The sequence below is a fragment of the Longispora sp. NPDC051575 genome (assembly GCF_040681875.1).
Classification (GTDB): domain Bacteria; phylum Actinomycetota; class Actinomycetes; order Mycobacteriales; family Micromonosporaceae; genus Longispora.
Window position 1 is genome coordinate 430391 of record NZ_JBFAZP010000001.1, and the last position, 19405, is coordinate 449795.

Below are 19405 nucleotides of genomic sequence, written 5' to 3' on the forward strand. Positions count from 1 at the left end.
ACCGCCGACACCACTTCACGACAAAGGCGGCGGGCAGGTCCCGCAGTCGGGCCAGGACCCGGGTTTGCAGATCCGGGTTGACGCAGACCCCGCCCAGCGACAGGTAGACGGCCGGCCGTGCCGCAAACCCGCGCGCGCCGCGACACCGGCGGCGACCCGGTAGGAGAACGCCGTCGGCGGCGGCCGCGTGGCCGGACCGCGAAAGCTTGTCGATCTGGTTCTGTTCCGGGGAGGGTCGACACCCTCCCCGGAACCGGCGTCAGGCGTGGCGCGCGTCGCTCAGGACGTCGCCCACGGCACCTGTGGCGAGCGGTAGTAGGTGACCCCCGCGGCCTTCCACCGGGGCCCCTGCGCGCCGAGCCGCACCTTGAACGTGTTCCAGTCGTGGGTGGACCACGGCGACCAGCCCAGTTCGGCGAGGGCCGCCAGGCGGGGGAACGCCATGTACTCGATGTCGCGCTGCGAGGCCAGGGTCTCCGTCCAGATCGGGGCCTCGATGCCGTGCACCGCCGAGGGGTCGACGCCGCTGAGGAAGGCACCCGGGTTCCAGTTGTAGGACGTCTTCACCTCGATCAGGCCGGCCCAGTCCTGCCCGAGCGGCGTGGACGACGTGTACTTCATGTCCAGGTACGCCTTGCTGGCCGGCGACATGATGAGCTTCGTGCCCTTCTTCGTGGCCGCCGCGACCTTGGCGTGACTGGTCTCGGTCCCCCAGTACTGCGCCACGGTCGTCGGCAGCGGGGTCGCGTTCACCACGTCGTGCCAGCCGAGCACGGTCTTGCCGTGCGCCTGGGCGATGGCCTGCACCCGGTTGACGAACCTCGCGTAGTCCGCCGGGGTGGTGGAGGTGGCCTCGTCGCCGCCGAGGTGCAGGTACGGGCCGGGGGTCAGCGCCGCCAGTTCCGCCACGACGTCCTCGACGAACCGGTAGGTCAGTTCCTTGTCCACGCACAGGGAGCTGAACCCGACCTCCACGCCGGTGTACAGCGGCGGGGCCTTGCCGTCGCAGTTGAGTTCCGCGTACGACGCGAGCGCCGCGTTGATGTGCCCGGGCATGTCCACCTCGGGGACGACCGTGATGTGCCGGGCGGCCGCGTAGGCGACGATGGCGGTGTAGTCGGCCTGGGTGTAGTAGCCGCCGGGGCCGCCGCCGACCTGGGTGCTGCCGCCGTACGTGGCCAGGCGGGGCCAGGAGTTGATGACGAGCCGCCAGCCCTGGTCGTCGGTCAGGTGCAGGTGCAGGTGGTTGATCTTGTACCGGGCGACCTCGTCGATGTACCTCTTGACGTCGGCGACGGGGCGGAAGTGCCGGGCGACGTCGAGCATCGCGCCCCGGTAGGCGTAGCGCGGGCGGTCCACGACGTGCCCGCCGGCCACCGGCCACGGTCCGGGCTGGGCGGTCGGGCTCTCGACCTTCGCCGGGAGGAGCTGGCGGAGGGTCTGCACGCCCTGGAACAGGCCGGCGGCGGTCCGGGCCCGCAGCACGACCTTCGAGGAGGTCACATCCAACTGGTAGCCCTCGGGGTTCGGGTCCGTGCCCGTGAGGAGCAGGGAGATCCCGGTGCCGGGGCCGGCCTGGACCGGGAGGGGGTAGCCGGTGGCGGGGCGCAGGACGCCGGCGAGGTACTGCGCGACGCCTTCGGCGCCGGGGTCGGCGTAGATCCGGGTGCCGGAGGTGAGGGCGTAGTCGGCGCCGGTGGCGGGTTGGGCGGTCACCGGGGCCGGGACGAGGGTCGACATCCGGGTGGGGCGGCGGCGTTCGCGGCCCGGGGCCGGGTGCCGTCCGCGTCCGAGGCCAGGGCCCGGGCCGCGTCCCAGGGCCGGGTGGGGGCGGTGTTGCGGCTGCGGCCGGACTCCGGGGCCGGATCGGCGAGGGCCGGGCTCGCGGCGCCGGCCCCGACGACCAGTGCCGCCAACAGGGCGAACAGGGTTCTGGATCTCATGACGGTCCTCCCGAGGGGGTGAGGTGACGCCATCGAGCCTATTGGATAGGAAGCCTTCCTGATAGATCTCGCAAGCAGGTTGGCGGACGACGAGGGGGCGGCACCCGTAGGTGCCGCCCCCTCGTCGTCGTCCGCTACGCCAGCCGGGCTTCGAGCGCCTCGATGATCCGGGGCCGGAGTTCGTCGGCCCGGACCACGGCGTCCACCGAACCGACCTCGACCGCGCGCCCGATGTTGTGGACCCGGTCGAACTCGCCGGCGACCTCGTTGAGGTTCTCGACCCGGACCGAGGAGCGCAACTCGTCGAGTTCGGCGGTCAGCACGGCGCGTTCGGTGCCGGTCGCCGCCGCGCTCCTGGCCTCCAGGTCGCGTACCCGGGGGTCCTTCGCGGTCCGGGCGGAGACCTCGCGGGTGAACACCACGGCGGCCGCGGGCGCGCCACCGAGGACGGAGGCGAAGGAGCCCTCCACCGCGAGCACCGTCATGTTCGGGTTCAGCGCCTTGGAGAACACCACGAACGCGCCACCGTGGTACCGGGAGATCACGCAGAACACGATCGGTCCCCGGAAGTTCACCACGGCCCGGCCGATCTCCGCGCCGTACTCCAGTTGGAGTTTGCGCATCGACTCCGGCGAACCGTCGAAGCCGGACAGGTTCGCCAGCACCACGACGGGCCGGTTGCCGCTGGCCGCGTTGATCGCCCGCGCCACCTTCTTCGACGACCGGGGGAACAGGGTGCCGGCGGTGTAGGTGTCCGGGCCGTCGGCGGGCGGGAAGCCGCGCCGGTCCACCGGCCGGGACTGGATGCCCAGCAGGGTGACCGGCATGCCGCCCAGGTGCACGTCCTGCACGACCGCCGTCTCGGCGTCGGCCATGCCCGCCCAGCGTTCCAGCACGGGCCGGTCCTGGTCGGACAGCGCGCGCATGACGACCCGGATGTCGAACGGCTTCTTGCGGTCCGGGTTGTGCACCGGGGAGAAGATCTCGCCGACGCTGGTGAAGTCGCTGCCGGCCGACTGGTGCGGGTAGCCGGTGACGTCGCGGTCGCGCGGGTCGGTCGTCGCCGCCCGGCGCGGGCCGTCCTCCCCCGGGGCGACGTAGGTGTGTTCGTAGTAGGCCATCAGCAGTTCCCGGGCGGAGGCCAGGTCGGGCGCCCAGTACTGCGCCTGGCCGTTGGGGCCCATGACCCGGTCGTAGCCGCCGATGCCGAAGTTGTCCTCGGCGGACACGCTGCCGGAGAAGTCCAGCGACTGCTTGCCGGTGAGCACCATGGTCGAGTCCGGCGTCATCACCAGGATGCCCCTGGTGTGCATCAGCATCGTGGCCTCGGCGTTCCAGTACGGCTGGGCGCCGACGTTGATGCCCGCGACCACCACGTTGATCTCGCCGCCGCCCTGGGTGAACTCGACGATCCGCTTGAGCGCCGCCGCCACCCAGTCCATGTTCTCGGTGCCGGACTCCATGGAGATCCGCGCGCCGGCGGAGACCGCGTACCACTCGACCGGGACCCGGAGCCGCTCGGCCAGGTCCAGCGCGCCGATCACCCGGCGGCACTCGCCCTCGGACAGCGCGCCGAGCGCGTCGGTCGGGTCCCCGAGCAGGACGACCCGGGTGACGCCCTGGGGGTGCCGCGCGGTCGGGGTGCTGACCACGCCCGTGACCATGGCCGCGGTGTTCCTGCCCCGGGGGCGGTCCACGGGGACCAGCCGGTGGTTCTCGTCCAGGTCGTGCTCGGTGAAGTCGCCGAGCACGGCGGTGATCTCGTACGGGTACACCGTGTTGCGGCTGCTCGCCCGCAGTACCTTCTGCCGGTAGTCGTCCAGCGGCGGGATGGGCGCCTCGGAGGGCTCGCCCACCGAGAGCGCCGGGGTGCCGGTGGCGTCGAAGGTGATCCGCAGGGCGAGCCGGGCCAGCTCACCGTTGTCGAGCTGCTGGCGCAGGATGAACTCGATCTCCTCGAGCCCCGCGCCGGCGGTGGTGGGCAGGATCCGCTTGGCCAGCAGCTCCAGTTCGCTGAGGGTGATGTCGCTGGCGGGCCAGACGTACACCACGATGCGGTTGGTGTTGAAGCGCGCCGAGGAGGGGGACCGCAGGGACTGGGCGCGCCGGATCGAGTCCAGGCAGGTCGCCAGGGCGTTCTCCGCCGTCGCCAGGGCCGCGAGGCGACCGTTGTGGTCGCGGAGGGCGACGAGGTCCCGGACCTGGCTGAAGGCCACGATCCGCTCGTCGGCCCGGTTGTCCCGGGCGACGCAGTGGAACATGTACACGTCCTCGTCGGAGGACGCCAGGCGCGTGAGGTCGAACTCGCTCAGCCGCTCCAGCCGCATCCGCTGGGCGATGTACGGGTGCAGGCCACGGATCAGCCGGTTCTCGGTCATCCCGGCATCCGACGGGCGGAACGTGATGTGCTGGTGCATCACCTCGCCCTTGCGGCCCGCGACGGTGATCGTGAGCCGGCGGACCTGGTCGGGCAGCGGGTGCGCCCCGACCACGGCCTGCAGGGCGGCGGCCAGGTCGGCGGCGCCCTCCGGCTGGTCCGGCCATGCCAGGTAGACGTCGGCCTCCAGCGGACCGGTGTCCGTGGCCAGCACGCCGAGGCTCCGCAGCGCCTCGCCCAGCTCGTCGTAGTGGGTCGCGGTGGACACCACGGTGAAGTCGGTGCGCTCGGCGCTCACGAAGGTGTGGTTCCCGAGGGTGCTGGTCGAGATGCCGACCAGCCGCTTGTTGCCGTAGTACCGCCGGGTCAGCACCTCCAGGAGGACCGCGTTGTCGACGGTGCGGCGCTCCAGGTACTGGCTGAGCAGCCGCACGAGCGGCTCGGTCGTCCGCACCATCTGCGCGACCCGTTCGGTGCGGTCGGCGGCCTGCGGGTTCTCGGTCAGGTACCGCAGGTGCTTGCGGACGTCGCCGTAGTTGCGGGCCCGGCTGCGGCGGAGCAGCGGCTGGGCGAGCCAGGCGAACACGACGCCGCGCGCGCGGTCGGAGACGGCCGGGAACCGCACCTGGGTCGCCGCGACGAGGTGTTCCAGGGCCAGCCCGACCGGCTCCCGGAGCGTGTCGTCCGGCGGCGCCTCCCCCAGCCAGGACCGCAGGATCGCGGCCACGACCGCCGCGTCCGGGACGGCCCGTTGCAGGGCGAGGAAGATGCGGAACACGGCCGCTTCAAGCTCGGGGGTGCGGTCCAGGGTGGTGACGCCGTAGTGGCTGAGCGCCTTGGCGAGCCTGCGCTGGAACTTCTCCGGCAGGGCGGCGCGTTCCACGTCCAGGCTCTGCAGGTAGCTGTGGAAGTACTCGCGGGCGCTGTGCAGGTGGCCCTCGCCGCCGATGTCCTCACCGGCCGGGCGGTTCCGGCTCAGCTCGGCCAGGTCGGCGAACGCGGTCAGCAGGGCGACCTCCCCGGCCAGGGGCCGCTGACCGGCGTCGGCGGCCTCCCGGCGCGCGGCGAGGTAGTCCCGCAGCACCCCGCCGTCGTCCTGCGGGTCCACGTCGAAGCCGAGCAGTTGCCCGCGCAGCTCCTGCAGGCCGTGCTGGAGGCGGTCGGCGAGGGAGGCCTCCGGGAGCGCTGCCAGGTCGAGGTCGACGGGCTCCTCGGCGGCGGCGAGGTCCGCGTTGTCGGCGAGCGGTTCCAGCCGCAGCAGCGGGGTGCCGGTCTCCACCTGGCTGCCGACGGCCACCGAGCACGCCTTCACCCGGGCGGCGAACGGTGCGCGCAGCACCGTCTCCATCTTCATGCTCTCCAGCACCAGGACGGGTGCGCCGGCCTGCACCTCGGTGCCGACCTCGACCGACACGGCCACGACCAGCGCGGGGGCGGGCGAACGCAGCACGCCGCCCTCGTCCCGGCTGACCCGGTGCGCGACGCCGTCGACCTCGACCAGTACGACGGGGGCCGCCTTGCCGATGAGCAGGCGGTGGCGGACCCCGTTGACCCGGATCTGCCCGGCGTGCTGCGCGAACCGGTCCAGCTCGACGATGGCGGTGTGCGACTGGCGCCCCGCCTCGATGGCGACCCGGAACCGGTGCGGATCGACCCGGGTGACCCGGACCCGGTAGCCGACGCCGCGCAGCTTGAGGTCCATGGCGCGGCCGCACTCGTGGCGCACCTGCGGTCGGCCGCCGAACGCGGTGGACAGCAGCCGCTGCCGCTCGGCGCTCTCCTCCTCCTCGTACGTCTGGATGGCCGCGGCGGCGACGGCCACGGCGGAGTGGCGGTGCGCGACGAGGCGGCCCTCGCCCCGGACCCGGTCGATCCAGCCGGTGTCCGCGGTGGCGTCGATGATCTCGGGCTGGGACAGCAGGTCGAGGACGAAGCTCTTGTTGGTCGCGCCGCCGTCGATGACCACCGTGGTGTCGGCCATGGCCCGGCGCAGCCTGGCCAGCGCCTCGGGCCGGTCGCGGCCGTGGGCGATGATCTTGGCGATCATGGAGTCGAAGTCGGCGGGGATGGTGTCGCCCTGGCTGACCCCGGTGTCCACCCGGATGCCGGGCCCGGCGGGCAGGTCGAGCAGGGTGATCCGGCCCGGGGACGGCGCGAAGTCCCGGTCGGGGTCCTCGGCGTTGAGCCGGGCCTCGACCGCGTGTCCGCGCTCCACCGGCGGCTCGCCCTCCAGCCGGTTGCCCGCCGCCACCCACAGCTGGGCCTTGACCAGGTCGAACCCGGTGGTGGCCTCGGTGATCGGGTGCTCGACCTGCAGGCGGGTGTTGACCTCCAGGAAGGCCAGCGTCCGGTCCCCGGGGTGGTAGAGGAACTCCACGGTGGCCGCGCCCCGGTAGCCGACCGCGCGGGCCAGCCGTTCGGCGGACGCCTTGAGGTCGGCGACCTGGTCGGCGCCGAGCACCGGCGACGCCGACTCCTCGATGACCTTCTGGTTGCGCCGCTGCACGGAGCAGTCGCGCACCCCCAGCGCCCACGCCGTGCCCTGGCCGTCCGCGATGACCTGCACCTCGACGTGCCGGGCCCCGGTGAGGAGGCGCTCCAGGAACACGACCCCGCTGCCGAACGACCGCGCGGCCTCCTGGCTCGTGCGCTCGTACGCGTCGGTCAGGTCCGCGTCGCTGGCGACCACCCGGATGCCCCGCCCGCCGCCGCCCGCGGTGGCCTTCAGCATCAGCGGGTAGCCGATCCGCTCGGCGGCCACCAGCGCCGCCTCCAGGGTCTCCACCGGACCACGGCTCCACGGCGCGACCGGGACGCCGACCTCCTCGGCGATCAGCTTGGAACCGATCTTGTCCCCGAGTTTGCGCATCGCCTCGGCGCTCGGACCGACGAAGGTCACCCCGATCTCGTCGCAGAGTTCGGCGAACGCCGGATCCTCCGCGACGAAGCCCCAGCCGACCCAGGCCGCGTCGGCCCCGGTCTCCACCAGCGCCGCCCGGAGCACCTTCAGGTCGAGGTACGGGCGGGCGGACGCGGGGCCCAGGTAGTGGGCGACGTCGGCCTCCCGCACGAAGGCGGCACCGCGGTCCACGTCGGTGTGCAGGGCTATCGTGTCGATCGTGGTGCCCGTCTCGGCGGCCAGTTCACGGGCCGCGTGGATCAGCCGCATCGCGGCCTCTCCTCGGTTGACGATCGCAATACGGCGGAACATGCGGCTGACCAATCCCTTCTGCACCTGGCCCCGGGGGCTGTGACGATCGTTCAGGTCGCGTCTACATTCTGGGTATACCGAGCGCTCACGGTCCGTCGGGACCCGGGTCGGGGCGCGGGTCGACGGGCCACCGGGGGCGGTGGGACCGACCGCCGACCCGGAGCGGGCACGTGACCGTGCGTCACCGTCCCCCGCCCGACGGGTGACAGCCGCGGGGCGGCACCCCGCGCGCGGCGGACACGTCCGGCGCGACAACCACACCCGAGGGACCTGGGGTTCCACGCTCCCCCGCCGGGTGCGCGCTGCTCACAAGCCCAAGATTAGGGCACCCCGACCACTCGTCAAAGTCCTCCGGCCAGGAGCGCATTTCCGCGTAAACGAGCGTGGGGCCCACGGACCGTAGTACCCGCCGGGTCCGGACCGGTCCGGCACCCCGGCCGAGCTGCCCGGGTCAGGCGCCGAGGGGCGAGAAGACCGCCGGGTGGCGGGGGTCGTCGACGCGGACCACCAGGTCGGCGAACGAGGCCGGGCCGACCTCCTCGTCGTACCGGGCGAACGCCGGCAGCGTCCAGCGCTCCCCCTCCGGCGTGCGCCGCGCGAGCGCCCCCGGCGACAGCCACAGGTGCACGGCCAGGTCGAAGGACAACCCCTGACCGAGGAGCAGGGCGCCGTCGACCAGGACGACGGTGCCGGGGGCGAGAACCTCATAGGGGGTACGCGTCGCGCGGTCCGCCGCCGCGTCCCACAACGCCCGGACCACCCGGCCGGTGCCGCCCTCGGCGAGGGGGTCGAGCACCTCGCGGTTCAGGCCCTTGATGTCCAGCCAGTCCTGGTAGTAGGAGTCGGGGTCGGTGCGGCCGAACTCGTAGCGCAGCGAGGCCGGGCGGAGGAAGTCCGCCGCCGACACCCGCAGCGTCGGCCGGCCGAGGGCGCGCAGCGGGGCGACCAGGTCGGCGGCGAGCCGGTCGGGGTGCGCGGCCGGCGCGCCGTCGAGGGCGACCCGGACCCAGCGGTCGGGCGGGGCGGCGGCGATCCGGGCCGCCAGTTCGGTGACGAGGAGCTCCGGGGTGACCGCTCTGATCCGCACATCCCCATCATGCCCGCCGCCCACCCGCGCCCCGCCGGGGCTCGGCCCTGGTGAGTTCGACGACCGACTCCGGGGCGTCCGCTCGGCGCGCGGGCCGATGGCGCGGGTCGGGCCTCCGGGCGGGCACATCGGAGCGCGGGTCGATGGTGCGGGTCGATGGCGCGGGTCGATGGCGCGGGTCGATGGTGTGGGTCGGGCCTCCGGACAGGCGCATCGGAGCGCGGGGCCGAGTCGTGCGCGCGCGGCCGCGTACCCGTCGGAAGGGGTGGGGTGGCGGTTAGGGTGGCGGGATGTGCACAGTGTTCGTCGAACTCGACCGCCGTCGGACGTGGCCGGTGCTGCTCGCCGGGATCCGCGACGAGTTCGCGGACCGGCCCTGGTCGCCGCCCGCCGCGCACTGGCCGGACCTCGGGGCGCACGTGCTCGGCGGCGTCGACCTGGTGGCCGGCGGGACGTGGCTCGCCGTGGACACCGACGGGCCCGTCGTCGCCGTGGTGCTCAACCAGATCCCGACGGACCGGGACGCGACGGTCACGGCCTCCCGGGGCGCGCTGCCCCTGGCGGCGCTGCGCACGCTGGACCTCGACCCGGAGCCGTACGCCGGGTTCCACCTGCTGCGGTGCGCCCTGGACTCGGCGGTGCTGCTGAGCTGGGACGGCGTGACCCTGGACCGGGTGGAGCTCACCCAGGGCAGGCACATCGTCACGTCGCTCGGGGTCGACAGCCCGGCACACCCACGGGTCGGGTACGCCATGCCCGGCTTCGACGCCGTGTCCCCGCCCGAGCCGGAGCCGAATCTCCCGTCAGCCGACGCCTGGGGCGGGTGGCTGGAGATGCTCCTCGGCGGCGGGCTGCCCGGGGACGACGAGCGGGCGGTGCTGGTGGACCGGTCGTTCGGCGGGCGGCGGTACGCGACGGGGTCCGGGTCGCTGGTGGGGCTGCGGGCGGACGGGGCCGTGCGGTACGACTTCACGGCCGAGCCCCGCGACCAGCGCGGTTGGCGGCCGGTGGCCCTGCCGGGCGGTCGTCGGGGCTGAGGCTTATCGGCCCGGAGCCGCGGACCGGGGGCCAGGCCGGAGCGCCCATCCGCAGGCCGGGAGGCTCACCGTGCGGCCCGCCAGCCGTCGCCCGTAGCTCCCCGGGCGCCGCGCCCGTGGCCAGCGCGGCCGGCGTCTGGGGCCAGCGCGGCGCGGCCGGCGTCAGGGGCTCTTGGCGTACTCGTCCCAGGGCACGTCCCACGCCGTCCAGCCGTTGCCGGGCTTCACCTGGCGCTCGGTCCCCTTGATCACCACGGGGTCGCCGATCATGGTGAAGCCGAAGACCCACTCCGCGTCCGCCCAGGACACGTTGACGCAGCCGTGGGACACGTTGCGCACCCCCTGGTCGCCCTCGGACCACGGGGCGGCATGGATGAACTCGCCGCTCCAGGTGAGGCGCTGGGCGTAGCGGATCTCCGACCGGTACCCGTCGGGGGAGTTCGCCGGGACGCCGTAGGTGGACGAGTCGAAGATGGTCTTCTCGAGTTTGTCCATCACGACGAGGCTGCCGCTGGACGACGGGGTGGACGTCTTGCCCAGGCTGACCTTCATGGTCCTGACGACCTGGCCGTCCTTCTTGGCGACCATCTGCTTGGTGGCGTTGTCGACCTCGAGGATCCGGCTGGACGCGTCGATGCCGACGGTGGCGGAGCGCTCCTGGTCGCCGTACTTCCCGTTGCCGAGCGGATGGCCGTCGAGCCCGGTGCGGACGGTGAGCTTGGTGCCCGGCTTCCAGTACTCCTTGGGGCGGTAGAGGACCTGGTTGCCGCCGAACCAGTGCCACGCGCCCAGCTGCGGCGGGTCGCTCGTGACGAACAGGCGGCGCGCGACGGCGGCCCGCTCGGCCTCGGGGACCTGGAAGTCCACGAACTCGACGACGACGGGCATGGCGACGCCGTAGGTGCCGCCGGTGAACAGGTACATCCCGGTGCCGACCCGGCTGCCGGGGCGGGCCATGGTGCTGAAGGCCGTGGTGCGGGTCTCGGCCTTCCCGTCGTCCCCGGTGGCGGTGACCGTCGCCGTGTACGACGCCCCGGGGGCCAGCGGCTTGGCCGGCACCCAGGCGGTGCCGTCGGGGCGGAGCGCGCCCTCGACCTTCTTGCCTGCGGTGACCAGCTCGACGGTGGTGACCTTGCCGCCCGTGACCGCGGTGCCGAGCTCGGTGGAGATCGGCAGGTTCTTGGCGTCGGCGGCCGGGGTGAGGGCGAAGGTGAACGGCTCCTTCTTCACCGGGGTGCCCGACGGCGAGGGGGCGGCCGTCGTCGCGGTGGACTTGCCGGGCTTGTCGCCGGAACCGCAGGCGGTCACAGTGAGGACCGCCGCGAGGGCCAGGGTGAGGGTCAGGGGGAGGAAAACGGATCGCCGCGTCACGGCGACCATCGTGCCCGATGCCCGCCACTCCGACCAAACTCCGCTCACGGACGGTGTCCGGAGCGGCCGGGCCGGCCTCGTCCGGGGTGTCCGGAGCGCCGGGGCGGCGCTCGTTCGGGGTGTCCGAAGCGGTCGCGCGGGGCTCGTTCGGGTGTCCGAAGCGGTCGAGCGGGGCTCGTTCGGGGTGTCCGAAACGGTCGGGCGGGCCTTCGGGGTTGCCTCCACGGACCGAGGACCCCCAGCCGCCCACCATGCCCAGCGCGGCCGGCCCGGCCCTCACTCCCCCGCCGGCGCCTCCACCGCCCGCTCCCGCCGAGCCTCCCGACCCCGAACATAAATGATCTTGATCGCGGCAGCCACCGGGATCGCCATCAGCGCCCCCACCAGCCCCAGGATCTGCCCGCCGACCAGCGCCGCGAGCAGCACCCCGATCGCCGGCATGTCCACCGCGTTGCGCATCACCCTCGGCGCGATCAGGTAGTTCTCCAACTGCTGGTAGACCACGAAGAAGAGCACCACCCCGATCGCCTGCGGCCACAGCGGCACGGAGGCCAGCGCGACCAGGACGCAGATCGCCGCGCCCAGGGTGGCGCCGATCATCGGGATCAGGTCGGTGAACGCGACCAGGAACGCCAGGGGCAGGGCGAACGGCACCCGGAGGATCTCCAGCGCGGCGAACGCGGCCACCCCGGCGATCAGCGAGATGACGATGTTGCCGATCATGTACGACCCGATCTTGTCGATCAGCACGTTGACGCCGTCGCTGACCCGTTCGCGCCGGCTCTCCGGGACGGCCCCGACCAGCAGGCCGAGGAGGCGCGGGAGGTCGAGCATGAAGTACAGCGACAGGACGAAGATCAGCAGGAACGAGGCGAGCGCGCCGAAGAACCGGCGGCCGAAGCCGAGCGCCTGGGTGCCCAGGGTGGCCGGCAGGTCGCGGAGCCAGGCGTCGAGCTTGGCGCGGAAGTGGAACTGGTCCTCCAAGCCGCGCAGCCGTTCGGACTGCCGGCGCAGCTGGTCGAGGTAGTGCGGCGCGTCGTCGGCGAGGGTCTGGGCCTGCTGGACCAGGGGCGGGACGACGGCGAGCAGGAAGCCGGCGACGAAGACGAGGGCCGACAGGATGACAATGGTGACGGCCCACGGCCGGCGGATCCTGTGCCGGACGAGCCAGCGCACGGCCGGGTCGAGGCTGATGGCGACGAACATCGCGATGAAGACCTGGACGAGGAGGTCGCGGACGCCGTACACCGCCCAGCCGACGAGGAGCAGGGCGCCCGCTCCGGCGGCGGCGGCCACGCCCCAGCGGAACACTGTCCTGAGGTCCGGGCCAGGTCGGGGCATCTGCCCATTGTCGCCCGGATGCCGCATTCAGGCGACAGAATCGGCACGCGCGGCCCACGTAGGATTCGGGGGTGAAGATGTTCGCCATCAGTGACGTGCACGTGCGCTATCCGGAGAACCGCGAGGTCGTGGCGGGGCTGCGCCCGGAGTCCGAGGAGGACTGGCTGCTCGTGGCCGGCGACATCGGCGAGGCGATGGCCGACGTCGAGGGGACCCTGCGGTTCTTCGCGGCCCGGTTCGGCACGGTGGTGTGGACCCCGGGCAACCACGAGCTGTGGACGCACCCGAAGGACCCGCAGGCGCTGCGCGGCGAGGCCCGCTACCGGCACCTGGTGGAGCTGTGCCGGGGGCTGGGGATCCACACCCCGGAAGACCCCTTTCCGGTGTACGAGGGCGAGGGCGGCCCGGTCACCGTGGCTCCCCTGTTCCTGCTGTACGACTACTCGTTCATGCCCGAGGGCGCGAGTACGCCGGCCGAGGGGCTGGAGATCGCGTACAACGCGGGGATCGTGGCCACCGACGAGGCGCTGTTGCACCCCGATCCCTATCCGGACCGGGCGGCGTGGTGCGCGGCGCGCGTGGAGTACACCGAAAAGCGGCTTGTCGATCTCGAAGGGGCCCGCACGGTGCTGGTCAACCACTTCCCGTTGACCCGGGAGGCGACCCGCACGCTGCGGTACCAGGAGTTCGCCCAGTGGTGCGGCACCACCCGCTCGGCGGACTGGCACCTGCGGTTCAACGCCGAGGTGGTGGTCTACGGGCACCTGCACATCCCGCGCACCACGGTGGAGGACGGGGTGCGGTTCGAGGAGGTGTCGATCGGGTATCCGCGCGAACGGCAGTACCGGCGCGGGGTGCCTCTGGAGTTGCGGCAGATCCTGCCGGCCTAGCGGGGCGGTCACGCCGGCCGGTCAGGCGCGGCTGGTGACCAACGGTCGGCGGGGCACGCACCCTCAGCCGACGCACGCGCCGCTCGTCGGGCAGCGGCGTTGCCGTCGGCTACCCGCGCAGCCGGGTCACGAACCCGATCCGGTCGCCCCGGAACAGCGAGCGGACCTGCTCGACCGGCGCCCCGGCCGCGTCGTGGGACACCCGGTGCACGAGCAGCATCGGCAGCGCCGGGTTCGCGCCCAGCAGCAGCGCCTCGCGCGGGCTGGCCAGCACCGTCTCGATCTGCTCCTCCGCCTCGGCGAGCTCGACGCCGAACTCCTCGCGCATGCACCGGTACAGCGAGGCACCGGGGGCCAGCACCTCCAGCAGGGTCGGGAACCGGGCGGCGGACAGGTGGGTGCTCTCCAGGCCGATCGGCTCCCCGTCGGCGAGCAGCACCCGTTCGAGGTGCAGCACCTCGGCGTCCGCCGGCAGGCCGAGCACCCCCGCGAGCACCGGGCCGGCCGGGACCCGCTCGGCGGTGACGATCCGGCGGCCGGGCTCGCGGCCCATCGTGCGCACCGCCTCGGTGTAGGACACCAGGCCCAGGGGCTGGATGAGTTTCGGGGCGGCGACGAACGTGCCCCGGCCCTGCTGGGAGCTGATCCGGCCCTCCAGGATCAACTCGGAGATGGCCTGGCGCAGGGTGGCGCGGGAGACCGCGTACTCGGCGGCGAGTTCGCGTTCGGCGGGCAGCGGCGCGCCCTCCCCCAGCTCAGCGAGCCGGCTGACCAGGCGGGCCTTCACGGTGAAGTACTTGGGCACGCGTCCGTGCTCGGGGACGCCCTCTCGGACCGGCCTGCTCGCCAACATGTTGCCCAGAGTAACCATGCCCGGGTGCGTTTCCGGGGCCGGCGGGGCGCGGCCCCGGGCCGGCACCTGATGTTCATCTGGCGCTCCACCCGGACTCACCGGGGTGTTTCGGACCAAGGAGAACGTCTATATTACTGGTCTGGACCAATTATCGGAGGTACTCGTGCATCCCCGACACGTCCTGGCGCTCGCCGCCACCCTCGCCCTCGGCACGGCCGTCGTCGCGACCCCCGCGCACGCCGCCGCCCCCACCCCCCACGTCCTGCACATCGGCATCGACGGCCTGCTCGCCACCCGGGTCGACGCCGCCAACGCCCCGAACCTGAAGAAGCTGCGCGCCGAGGGCACCGACGGCCGCAGCCTGCTGTACGCCAACCCGATGGCGGCCACCTCCTCCGGCCCCGGCTGGTCGACGATGCTGACCGGCGTGTGGCCCGACAAGCACCTGGTCAAGGACAACTCGTTCAGCGGGAACAAGCTGAACCAGTACCCGGACTGGCTGTCGCGCGCCGAGTCGGCCAACCCCGCCCTCAACACCTGGGCCGCCATGGACTGGAAGGCCATCGGGGACAACATCATCGGCAACGGCCTGGACACGAAGCTCGTCTACAACGGCGACGCCGACGGGTACGTGGGCCACGACGCCACCATCGCCACGAAGGCCGAGACGCACCTGCGCGACGACGCCGCCGACGCCACGTTCGCCTACTTCGGCCAGGTCGACATCGTCGGGCACAACTCGGGGGCGTCGAGCCAGGCCTACCTCACCGAGATCGCCCGGATCGACGGCTACGTGGGCCGGCTGCTCGCCGCCGTCGCCGCCCGCCCGAACCGCGCGAACGAGAAGTGGCTCGTCCTGGTCGGCACTGACCACGGGCACACCCCGTCCGGCGGGCACGGCGGCAGCACCCTCGACGAGCGCACCACGTTCGTGCTCGCCTGGGGCGACGGCGTCGGCGTGGCCAAGCCGAAGACCACCCGGCTCGTGGACCTGCCCGCGACCGCGCTGACCCACCTCGGCGTCGCGGTCCCGGCGGTACTCGACGGCCGCCCGGTCACCCAGGTCGACGCCGACCCGTTCGAGTCGGTCACCCTGAAGCCGGCGGTCATGGAGTCGATCCCCGCGTCGATCCTGGGCTGGAACTCCGTGCTGCCGGCCGGCTGGAGCCGCGACACCTCCGCCCTGCCCGCCGGCGGGGTCACCGAGTGGGCCGGCTGGTCGCTGACCACCGACGCGTTCTGGACCTCCGCACAGCGCGACCAGGGCCGCGAGACGTTCGTCCGGGGCCGGGGCACCATCGCGGTCGCCGACTCCGACGAGTGGGCCGACACCACCGCGTCCACCGGCAAGACCTACGACTCGACCCTGTGGACCCCGTCGAAGGCGGTCGCCGGCACGACGGTGAAGGTCAACCTCACGCACTGGTACCGCCAGGAGGGCAACCAGCGCGGCTACGTCGTCGTGAAGTGGAACGGCGGCGCGACCCAGACCGTGAAGACGTACTCCGCCGACTCGGTCAACGGGCCCGACAGCCTGACGCTGACCGCGCCGGCCGGGGCGACGAACGTGCAGGTCGGGTTCCGGTTGGTCGGCGTGAACAACTGGTACTGGGCGATCGACGACGTGCGGGTCAGCTAGACCTCGCGGTGGCCCGGGCGCGGACGCGTCCGGGCCACCGCGCGGATCCGCTCACTCGGGCAGCGGGTCCTCGTCCTCGTCTACGGGGAGATCCGGGTCGTCCGTCGGGCCCGGTGGCGGCGGCGTGGGACGTGGACCGGGGGTGGACCGGGTCGGCGCGGGCACCGGAGCGGGTGTCGGGGACGTACGGGCCTGGTCGATCAGCCGGGTCAGTTCCCTGGCCTGCTGCTCGGGGATCGTCACCTCCTTCACCGCCGGTGGCTCGGCCGCCGGTCGGGGTGGCTTGGCGGTGGCGATGCTGGCGGCGAGGAAACCGCCGGCGGCGACCGCGACGGCGACCTTGACGGCCTGGGGGACGAATCGCCGCATCAGCGTCTCCGGGTTCGGGTGCCGGTGGTCATCAGGCCGTGGCCGGTCACGTTCTGGATCTGCAGGCCGGGTCGGGCGTTGACCTCCAGGATCAGTGGTCCCCGGTCGGCGTCGACGACGATGTCCGCGCCCAGGTACCGCAGCCCTGTCGCCGGTGCGCACCGGCTCGCGGCGTCGAGCACCCGCGGCCAGTACGGCACGGCCGCGCCGATCAGCCGTTCCCCGGTGTCGGGGTGCGTCCCGGTCGCCTCCTTGCCGACGAGTGCGTGGGTGATCCGCCCGGTCCCGAGGTCCACGGCCGCGCCGATCGCGCGTTGGTGCAGGTTGGCCCTGCCGCCGCTGAACCGGGTGGGCAGCCGCAGCATCGCCAGCCGGGGTTCGTCGCCGACGCAGATGACCCGGATGTCGGGCAGGCCCTGGTGCGACAGCCGGGCCAGGTCCGGGTGGGCCCGGATCAGGGGCTCGAACAGGGCCCAGTCGCTGGGCAGGGGCGAGTACTCGCCGTCGAGGATGCGGCGCAGTTGGTCGTCCACCATCTGCCGGGTGACGGGCCTGCCCGAGGATGACCGCCACCCGCCACGGCCGTGGCCGAAGGACAGCATGATGCCGCTGCCGCCGAGCCCCTGGTTCGGTTTGAGGGCCCAGCAGTCCGGCAGCCCGTCCCAGTCCAGCGCGGCGATCTCCCGCCGGGACCGCAGCAGAGCGAGGGTGGGCGACGTCGGCGCGCCGGCGGCGGTGAGTGCCTGTTTGGTGGCGTACTTGTTGTTGACCAAGCGGATGGCCTCGGCCGGGTTCTCCTGGGAGATCCGCGCGTTGCGGCGGTTCATGCCCAGCATCGCGTCCCAGCCGCGGAGCCGGATCATGACGTCGCGCCCTGGGACCGGGCGGCGGGCGTGAACCGCAGCAGCTCGGTCAGCCGCAGCCCCCGGTAGGTTCCCACGATCGCCGTCCACACCGCGCACACGATCGCCAGTTGCAGCGGTACGGTCTCGGCGATGTGCCGCACGTGCGGGGTGAGCATCAGCAGGGCCACCAGGATCGCCGCGCCCACGGTGAGGGCGGCCCCGACCGCCGCGGCGCGTACCCCGTCGAGGTCCCATTGCTCCCACAGCCGTTCGGTGATGATCGCCGTGACCACCACCGGCAGCGTCGTGCCCCACGCGTCGGCGAGGTCCGCCGAGCCGAGCGCGAGTTGGGCCCCGATCAGCCCGGTGGTGACCACCCCGATCAGCACGCCGAGCCGGGCGACCCGGGGCAGGTGCAGCCGGCGGAGCAGGGGCTGCACGACGAACCCGAGCGCGAACATCACGGCCGTGAGCACGAGCCCCAGTGGCAGCCCGGACTGCGCGTAGGCCAGGGCGAGCAGCACCGGGCTGAACGTGCCCAGGGTGTTCAGTCCGACCACGACCCGGAGCAGGACGATCAGCAGGGCGGCGAGGGGTAGCAGCGCCATCAGGGACACGGCGTCGATCGACGGGGCCTTGGAGAACAGGATCCGCACCGCGGACGGGGCGACGGCCGCGTCGGGGCGGGTCAGGAGCCGTTTGCCCACGGCGACCTGGAGGCCCTGGACGTCCTGGCGGCCCAGGAGGACCGGGGTCTCCCGCTTGGCGCGGCTGTTCACGTTCACCTTCGTCACGAACGACCGGCCCGCCAGTTGCACCGCGGCGTCGACGACCGGGCGTTCCTCCCGGCCGAGCGCGGAGGCGACGGTCACCTTGGGCGCCCGGGCCAGGTCGAAGCCGAGGTCCCGGGCCAGGGCGGTGTCCAGCGAGGAGGTGGACGCCCCGGTGTCGATGAGCGCCAGCGCCTCGATGGTCCGGCCGGTCGGGCCGGTGATCCGGACCATCTCCCGTTCGCCCACGGTGTGCTGGGACCGCGACAGCGACAGGGTCGGGGAGGCCAGGACCGCGAGGACCAGGATCCCCAGTCCCAGGGTCGCGGCGAGGACCTTGAGGACCACCGGTACCCGCAGGTCCCTGGCACTGTCACGCCAACCCATACTCACCCTCTCGCCGGCCAACCTTCCCGCACGAGGATCCGGGAGAGCGCGGCGTCCGCGACAGTAACTTTCGTCTCGACGGGTCGGACGAAAGTCTCGCGATCACCTCGGCGGACACTTTCGTCGCCCAGGAGTGGCCGATCGGCACTGACACGGTCGGCGGGTCCGGCCCATGCTGGAGGCTCCCGGGCGGGCCGACGGTGCCGATCGACCGGCGCACCACGATCTCGGCCACCGGCCCCTGTCCGCCGCCGGGCAACGGCAGTCCCCCGAGCCTCTGGAGAGTCGATGTCCCCGAATGGAGTCCGCGCCGGCGCGGCAGCCGTCGCGATGCTCTCGGCCCTGTTCGCCGCCGTGCTGACCGGAGTCGCCACCGGGGTCACCGGGGCCGGGGGGACCTGCGTGGCGGGCGACGCCTCCGGCCCGGACGCGGAGGCCTGCGAGCCCGCCGCCTTCGCGGTCCTCCCAGCGGTGGCCGGTCTGCTCGGCGCGGCTGTCGCTGGGGGGCTCGCCGTGGGGGTGACGTCCGCACTCCGGTCCCAGCGGGCGGTCCGGACCGGTCGCGCCCCGGCCGCCGGCGCCCACCCTCGGATCGGCCCCGTCCCGCTCGGCGGCGACGCCGGGATCGGGCGGGAGCGCCGCCCCCTGGTCCGGGAGCGCGAGCGCCACGTCCTAGTCCAGGAGCAGGAGCGCCGCCCCCTGGTCCAGGAACGGGAGGGCCACGTCCTGGTCCAGGAGCGGGAGCGCCACGCCTTGGTTCAGGAGCGGGAGCGCCACGCCTTGGTTCAGGAGTTGGTGTATCTGCGCGACCGACTCACCAGCGAGGCGCTGTCCGGACGACTCGGCCGGGCCTTGGCGGACGCGGGCGTGGCGACTATCAGTCCGCTGGGGGAACGTTTCGACCCGGCCCGGCACGAGGCCGGCGGGTCCACGCCGGCCCCCGACCAGGGCAGGGTCGGCCGGATCGCGGCGGTCGAACTGCCCGGGTACACCGACCATGGTGTCGTGCTGCGCCCACCGGTCGTCACGGTCTACCGGTAAGCCGGCCACCATCGGCGAAGAAGCCGACGCTGTCGGACCCCGTCCGGGACCGGGTGGGGAGGGTCGGCGGCGCGCGGGGAACCTCCAGGCTGCCCGCCATTCGCTACCGACGGCGCGACCCCGGGTCCCGCGCTCCTGGGCGTCGCGGGACTCTCGGCGGACCCGGAGCGCGGGACCCGGTTCGTGGAGTCGGCACACGGCGTCCTGGCGAGCCCGGTACGACAGGGTTGCCGTACCGGGCCCG

General features: G+C 73.3%; 14 protein-coding genes. 4 read left to right on the plus strand and 10 right to left on the minus strand.

The window, feature by feature from the left end:
* Positions 1-279 precede the first annotated feature (279 nt).
* The 4 genes from AB0M43_RS01805 to AB0M43_RS01820 all read right to left on the minus strand — a co-directional run bounded on the left by AB0M43_RS01805 (position 280) and on the right by AB0M43_RS01820 (position 8618).
* Positions 280-1716: a beta-N-acetylhexosaminidase gene (locus AB0M43_RS01805; RefSeq protein ID WP_363720181.1), complete on the minus strand. Its 1437-nt coding sequence runs from the start codon at positions 1714-1716 to the stop codon at positions 280-282.
* Positions 1713-1943: a hypothetical protein gene (locus tag AB0M43_RS01810; protein WP_363720183.1), complete on the minus strand. Its 231-nt coding sequence runs from the start codon at positions 1941-1943 to the stop codon at positions 1713-1715. Before AB0M43_RS01810 ends, AB0M43_RS01805 begins: the two co-directional genes overlap by 4 nt.
* Before the next feature lie 134 nt (positions 1944-2077).
* Positions 2078-7531 carry a carboxyl transferase domain-containing protein gene (locus AB0M43_RS01815; protein WP_363720185.1) on the minus strand — a complete coding sequence of 1818 codons (5454 nt, stop codon included), beginning with the start codon at positions 7529-7531 and terminating at the stop codon, positions 2078-2080.
* Between the two features lie 451 nt (positions 7532-7982).
* Complete coding sequence (locus tag AB0M43_RS01820; protein WP_363720186.1) at positions 7983-8618, minus strand: uridine kinase; 636 nt, start codon at positions 8616-8618, stop codon at positions 7983-7985.
* Positions 8619-8908: 290 nt separating this feature from the next.
* Here AB0M43_RS01820 and AB0M43_RS01825 point away from each other — a divergent pair, with 290 nt between their 5' ends.
* Positions 8909-9655: an NRDE family protein gene (locus tag AB0M43_RS01825; RefSeq protein ID WP_363720187.1), complete on the plus strand. Its 747-nt coding sequence runs from the start codon at positions 8909-8911 to the stop codon at positions 9653-9655.
* A gap of 162 nt (positions 9656-9817) precedes the next feature.
* Here AB0M43_RS01825 and AB0M43_RS01830 read toward each other — a convergent pair whose 3' ends face one another.
* The gene (locus tag AB0M43_RS01830) at positions 9818-11035 is read right to left on the minus strand and encodes an Ig-like domain-containing protein (protein ID WP_363720188.1); all 1218 of its coding nucleotides are present in this window, start codon (positions 11033-11035) and stop codon (positions 9818-9820) included.
* A gap of 267 nt (positions 11036-11302) precedes the next feature.
* Positions 11303-12367: an AI-2E family transporter gene (locus tag AB0M43_RS01835; RefSeq protein WP_363720190.1), complete on the minus strand. Its 1065-nt coding sequence runs from the start codon at positions 12365-12367 to the stop codon at positions 11303-11305.
* Positions 12368-12444: 77 nt separating this feature from the next.
* On the opposite strand from AB0M43_RS01835, the gene AB0M43_RS01840 reads away from it, so the two are divergent.
* On the plus strand, positions 12445-13257 hold the full coding sequence (locus AB0M43_RS01840) for a metallophosphoesterase (RefSeq protein ID WP_363720927.1): 813 nt from the start codon (positions 12445-12447) through the stop codon (positions 13255-13257).
* A 109-nt stretch (positions 13258-13366) separates the two neighbouring features.
* On the opposite strand, the gene AB0M43_RS01845 is transcribed toward AB0M43_RS01840, so the two are convergent.
* Complete coding sequence (locus AB0M43_RS01845) at positions 13367-14110, minus strand: GntR family transcriptional regulator (protein ID WP_363720192.1); 744 nt, start codon at positions 14108-14110, stop codon at positions 13367-13369.
* Between the two features lie 103 nt (positions 14111-14213).
* Here AB0M43_RS01845 and AB0M43_RS01850 point away from each other — a divergent pair, with 103 nt between their 5' ends.
* Complete coding sequence (locus AB0M43_RS01850; RefSeq protein WP_363720194.1) at positions 14214-15749, plus strand: alkaline phosphatase family protein; 1536 nt, start codon at positions 14214-14216, stop codon at positions 15747-15749.
* 51 nt (positions 15750-15800) lie between these two features.
* Here AB0M43_RS01850 and AB0M43_RS01855 read toward each other — a convergent pair whose 3' ends face one another.
* The 3 genes from AB0M43_RS01855 to AB0M43_RS01865 are packed head-to-tail and all read right to left on the minus strand — an operon-like array spanning position 15801 to position 18120.
* The gene (locus tag AB0M43_RS01855) at positions 15801-16118 is read right to left on the minus strand and encodes a hypothetical protein (RefSeq protein WP_363720196.1); all 318 of its coding nucleotides are present in this window, start codon (positions 16116-16118) and stop codon (positions 15801-15803) included.
* Complete coding sequence (locus AB0M43_RS01860; protein ID WP_363720198.1) at positions 16118-16981, minus strand: sugar-transfer associated ATP-grasp domain-containing protein; 864 nt, start codon at positions 16979-16981, stop codon at positions 16118-16120. The genes AB0M43_RS01855 and AB0M43_RS01860 overlap by 1 nt, the downstream gene beginning before the upstream one ends.
* Complete coding sequence (locus AB0M43_RS01865; RefSeq protein WP_363720199.1) at positions 16978-18120, minus strand: 7TM domain-containing protein; 1143 nt, start codon at positions 18118-18120, stop codon at positions 16978-16980. Before AB0M43_RS01865 ends, AB0M43_RS01860 begins: the two co-directional genes overlap by 4 nt.
* Before the next feature lie 288 nt (positions 18121-18408).
* Here AB0M43_RS01865 and grpE point away from each other — a divergent pair, with 288 nt between their 5' ends.
* Positions 18409-19161, plus strand: a complete 753-nt coding sequence (grpE, locus tag AB0M43_RS01870) for a nucleotide exchange factor GrpE (protein WP_363720201.1) — start codon at positions 18409-18411, stop codon at positions 19159-19161.
* Positions 19162-19405 lie beyond the last annotated feature (244 nt).

Bases quoted from the DNA above. Each gene is read 5' to 3' on its own strand.
- AB0M43_RS01810 (WP_363720183.1), bottom strand. From the start codon at position 1,943: ATGAGATCCAGAACCCTGTTCGCCCTGTTGGCGGCACTGGTCGTCGGG.
- AB0M43_RS01815 (WP_363720185.1), bottom strand. From the start codon at position 7,531: ATGTTCCGCCGTATTGCGATCGTCAACCGAGGAGAGGCCGCGATGCGG.
- AB0M43_RS01825 (WP_363720187.1), top strand. From the start codon at position 8,909: ATGTGCACAGTGTTCGTCGAACTCGACCGCCGTCGGACGTGGCCGGTG.
- AB0M43_RS01830 (WP_363720188.1), bottom strand. From the start codon at position 11,035: ATGGTCGCCGTGACGCGGCGATCCGTTTTCCTCCCCCTGACCCTCACC.
- AB0M43_RS01835 (WP_363720190.1), bottom strand. From the start codon at position 12,367: ATGCCCCGACCTGGCCCGGACCTCAGGACAGTGTTCCGCTGGGGCGTG.
- AB0M43_RS01840 (WP_363720927.1), top strand. From the start codon at position 12,445: ATGTTCGCCATCAGTGACGTGCACGTGCGCTATCCGGAGAACCGCGAG.
- AB0M43_RS01845 (WP_363720192.1), bottom strand. From the start codon at position 14,110: ATGTTGGCGAGCAGGCCGGTCCGAGAGGGCGTCCCCGAGCACGGACGC.
- AB0M43_RS01855 (WP_363720196.1), bottom strand. From the start codon at position 16,118: ATGCGGCGATTCGTCCCCCAGGCCGTCAAGGTCGCCGTCGCGGTCGCC.
- AB0M43_RS01860 (WP_363720198.1), bottom strand. From the start codon at position 16,981: ATGATCCGGCTCCGCGGCTGGGACGCGATGCTGGGCATGAACCGCCGC.
- AB0M43_RS01865 (WP_363720199.1), bottom strand. From the start codon at position 18,120: ATGGGTTGGCGTGACAGTGCCAGGGACCTGCGGGTACCGGTGGTCCTC.
- grpE (WP_363720201.1), top strand. From the start codon at position 18,409: ATGTCCCCGAATGGAGTCCGCGCCGGCGCGGCAGCCGTCGCGATGCTC.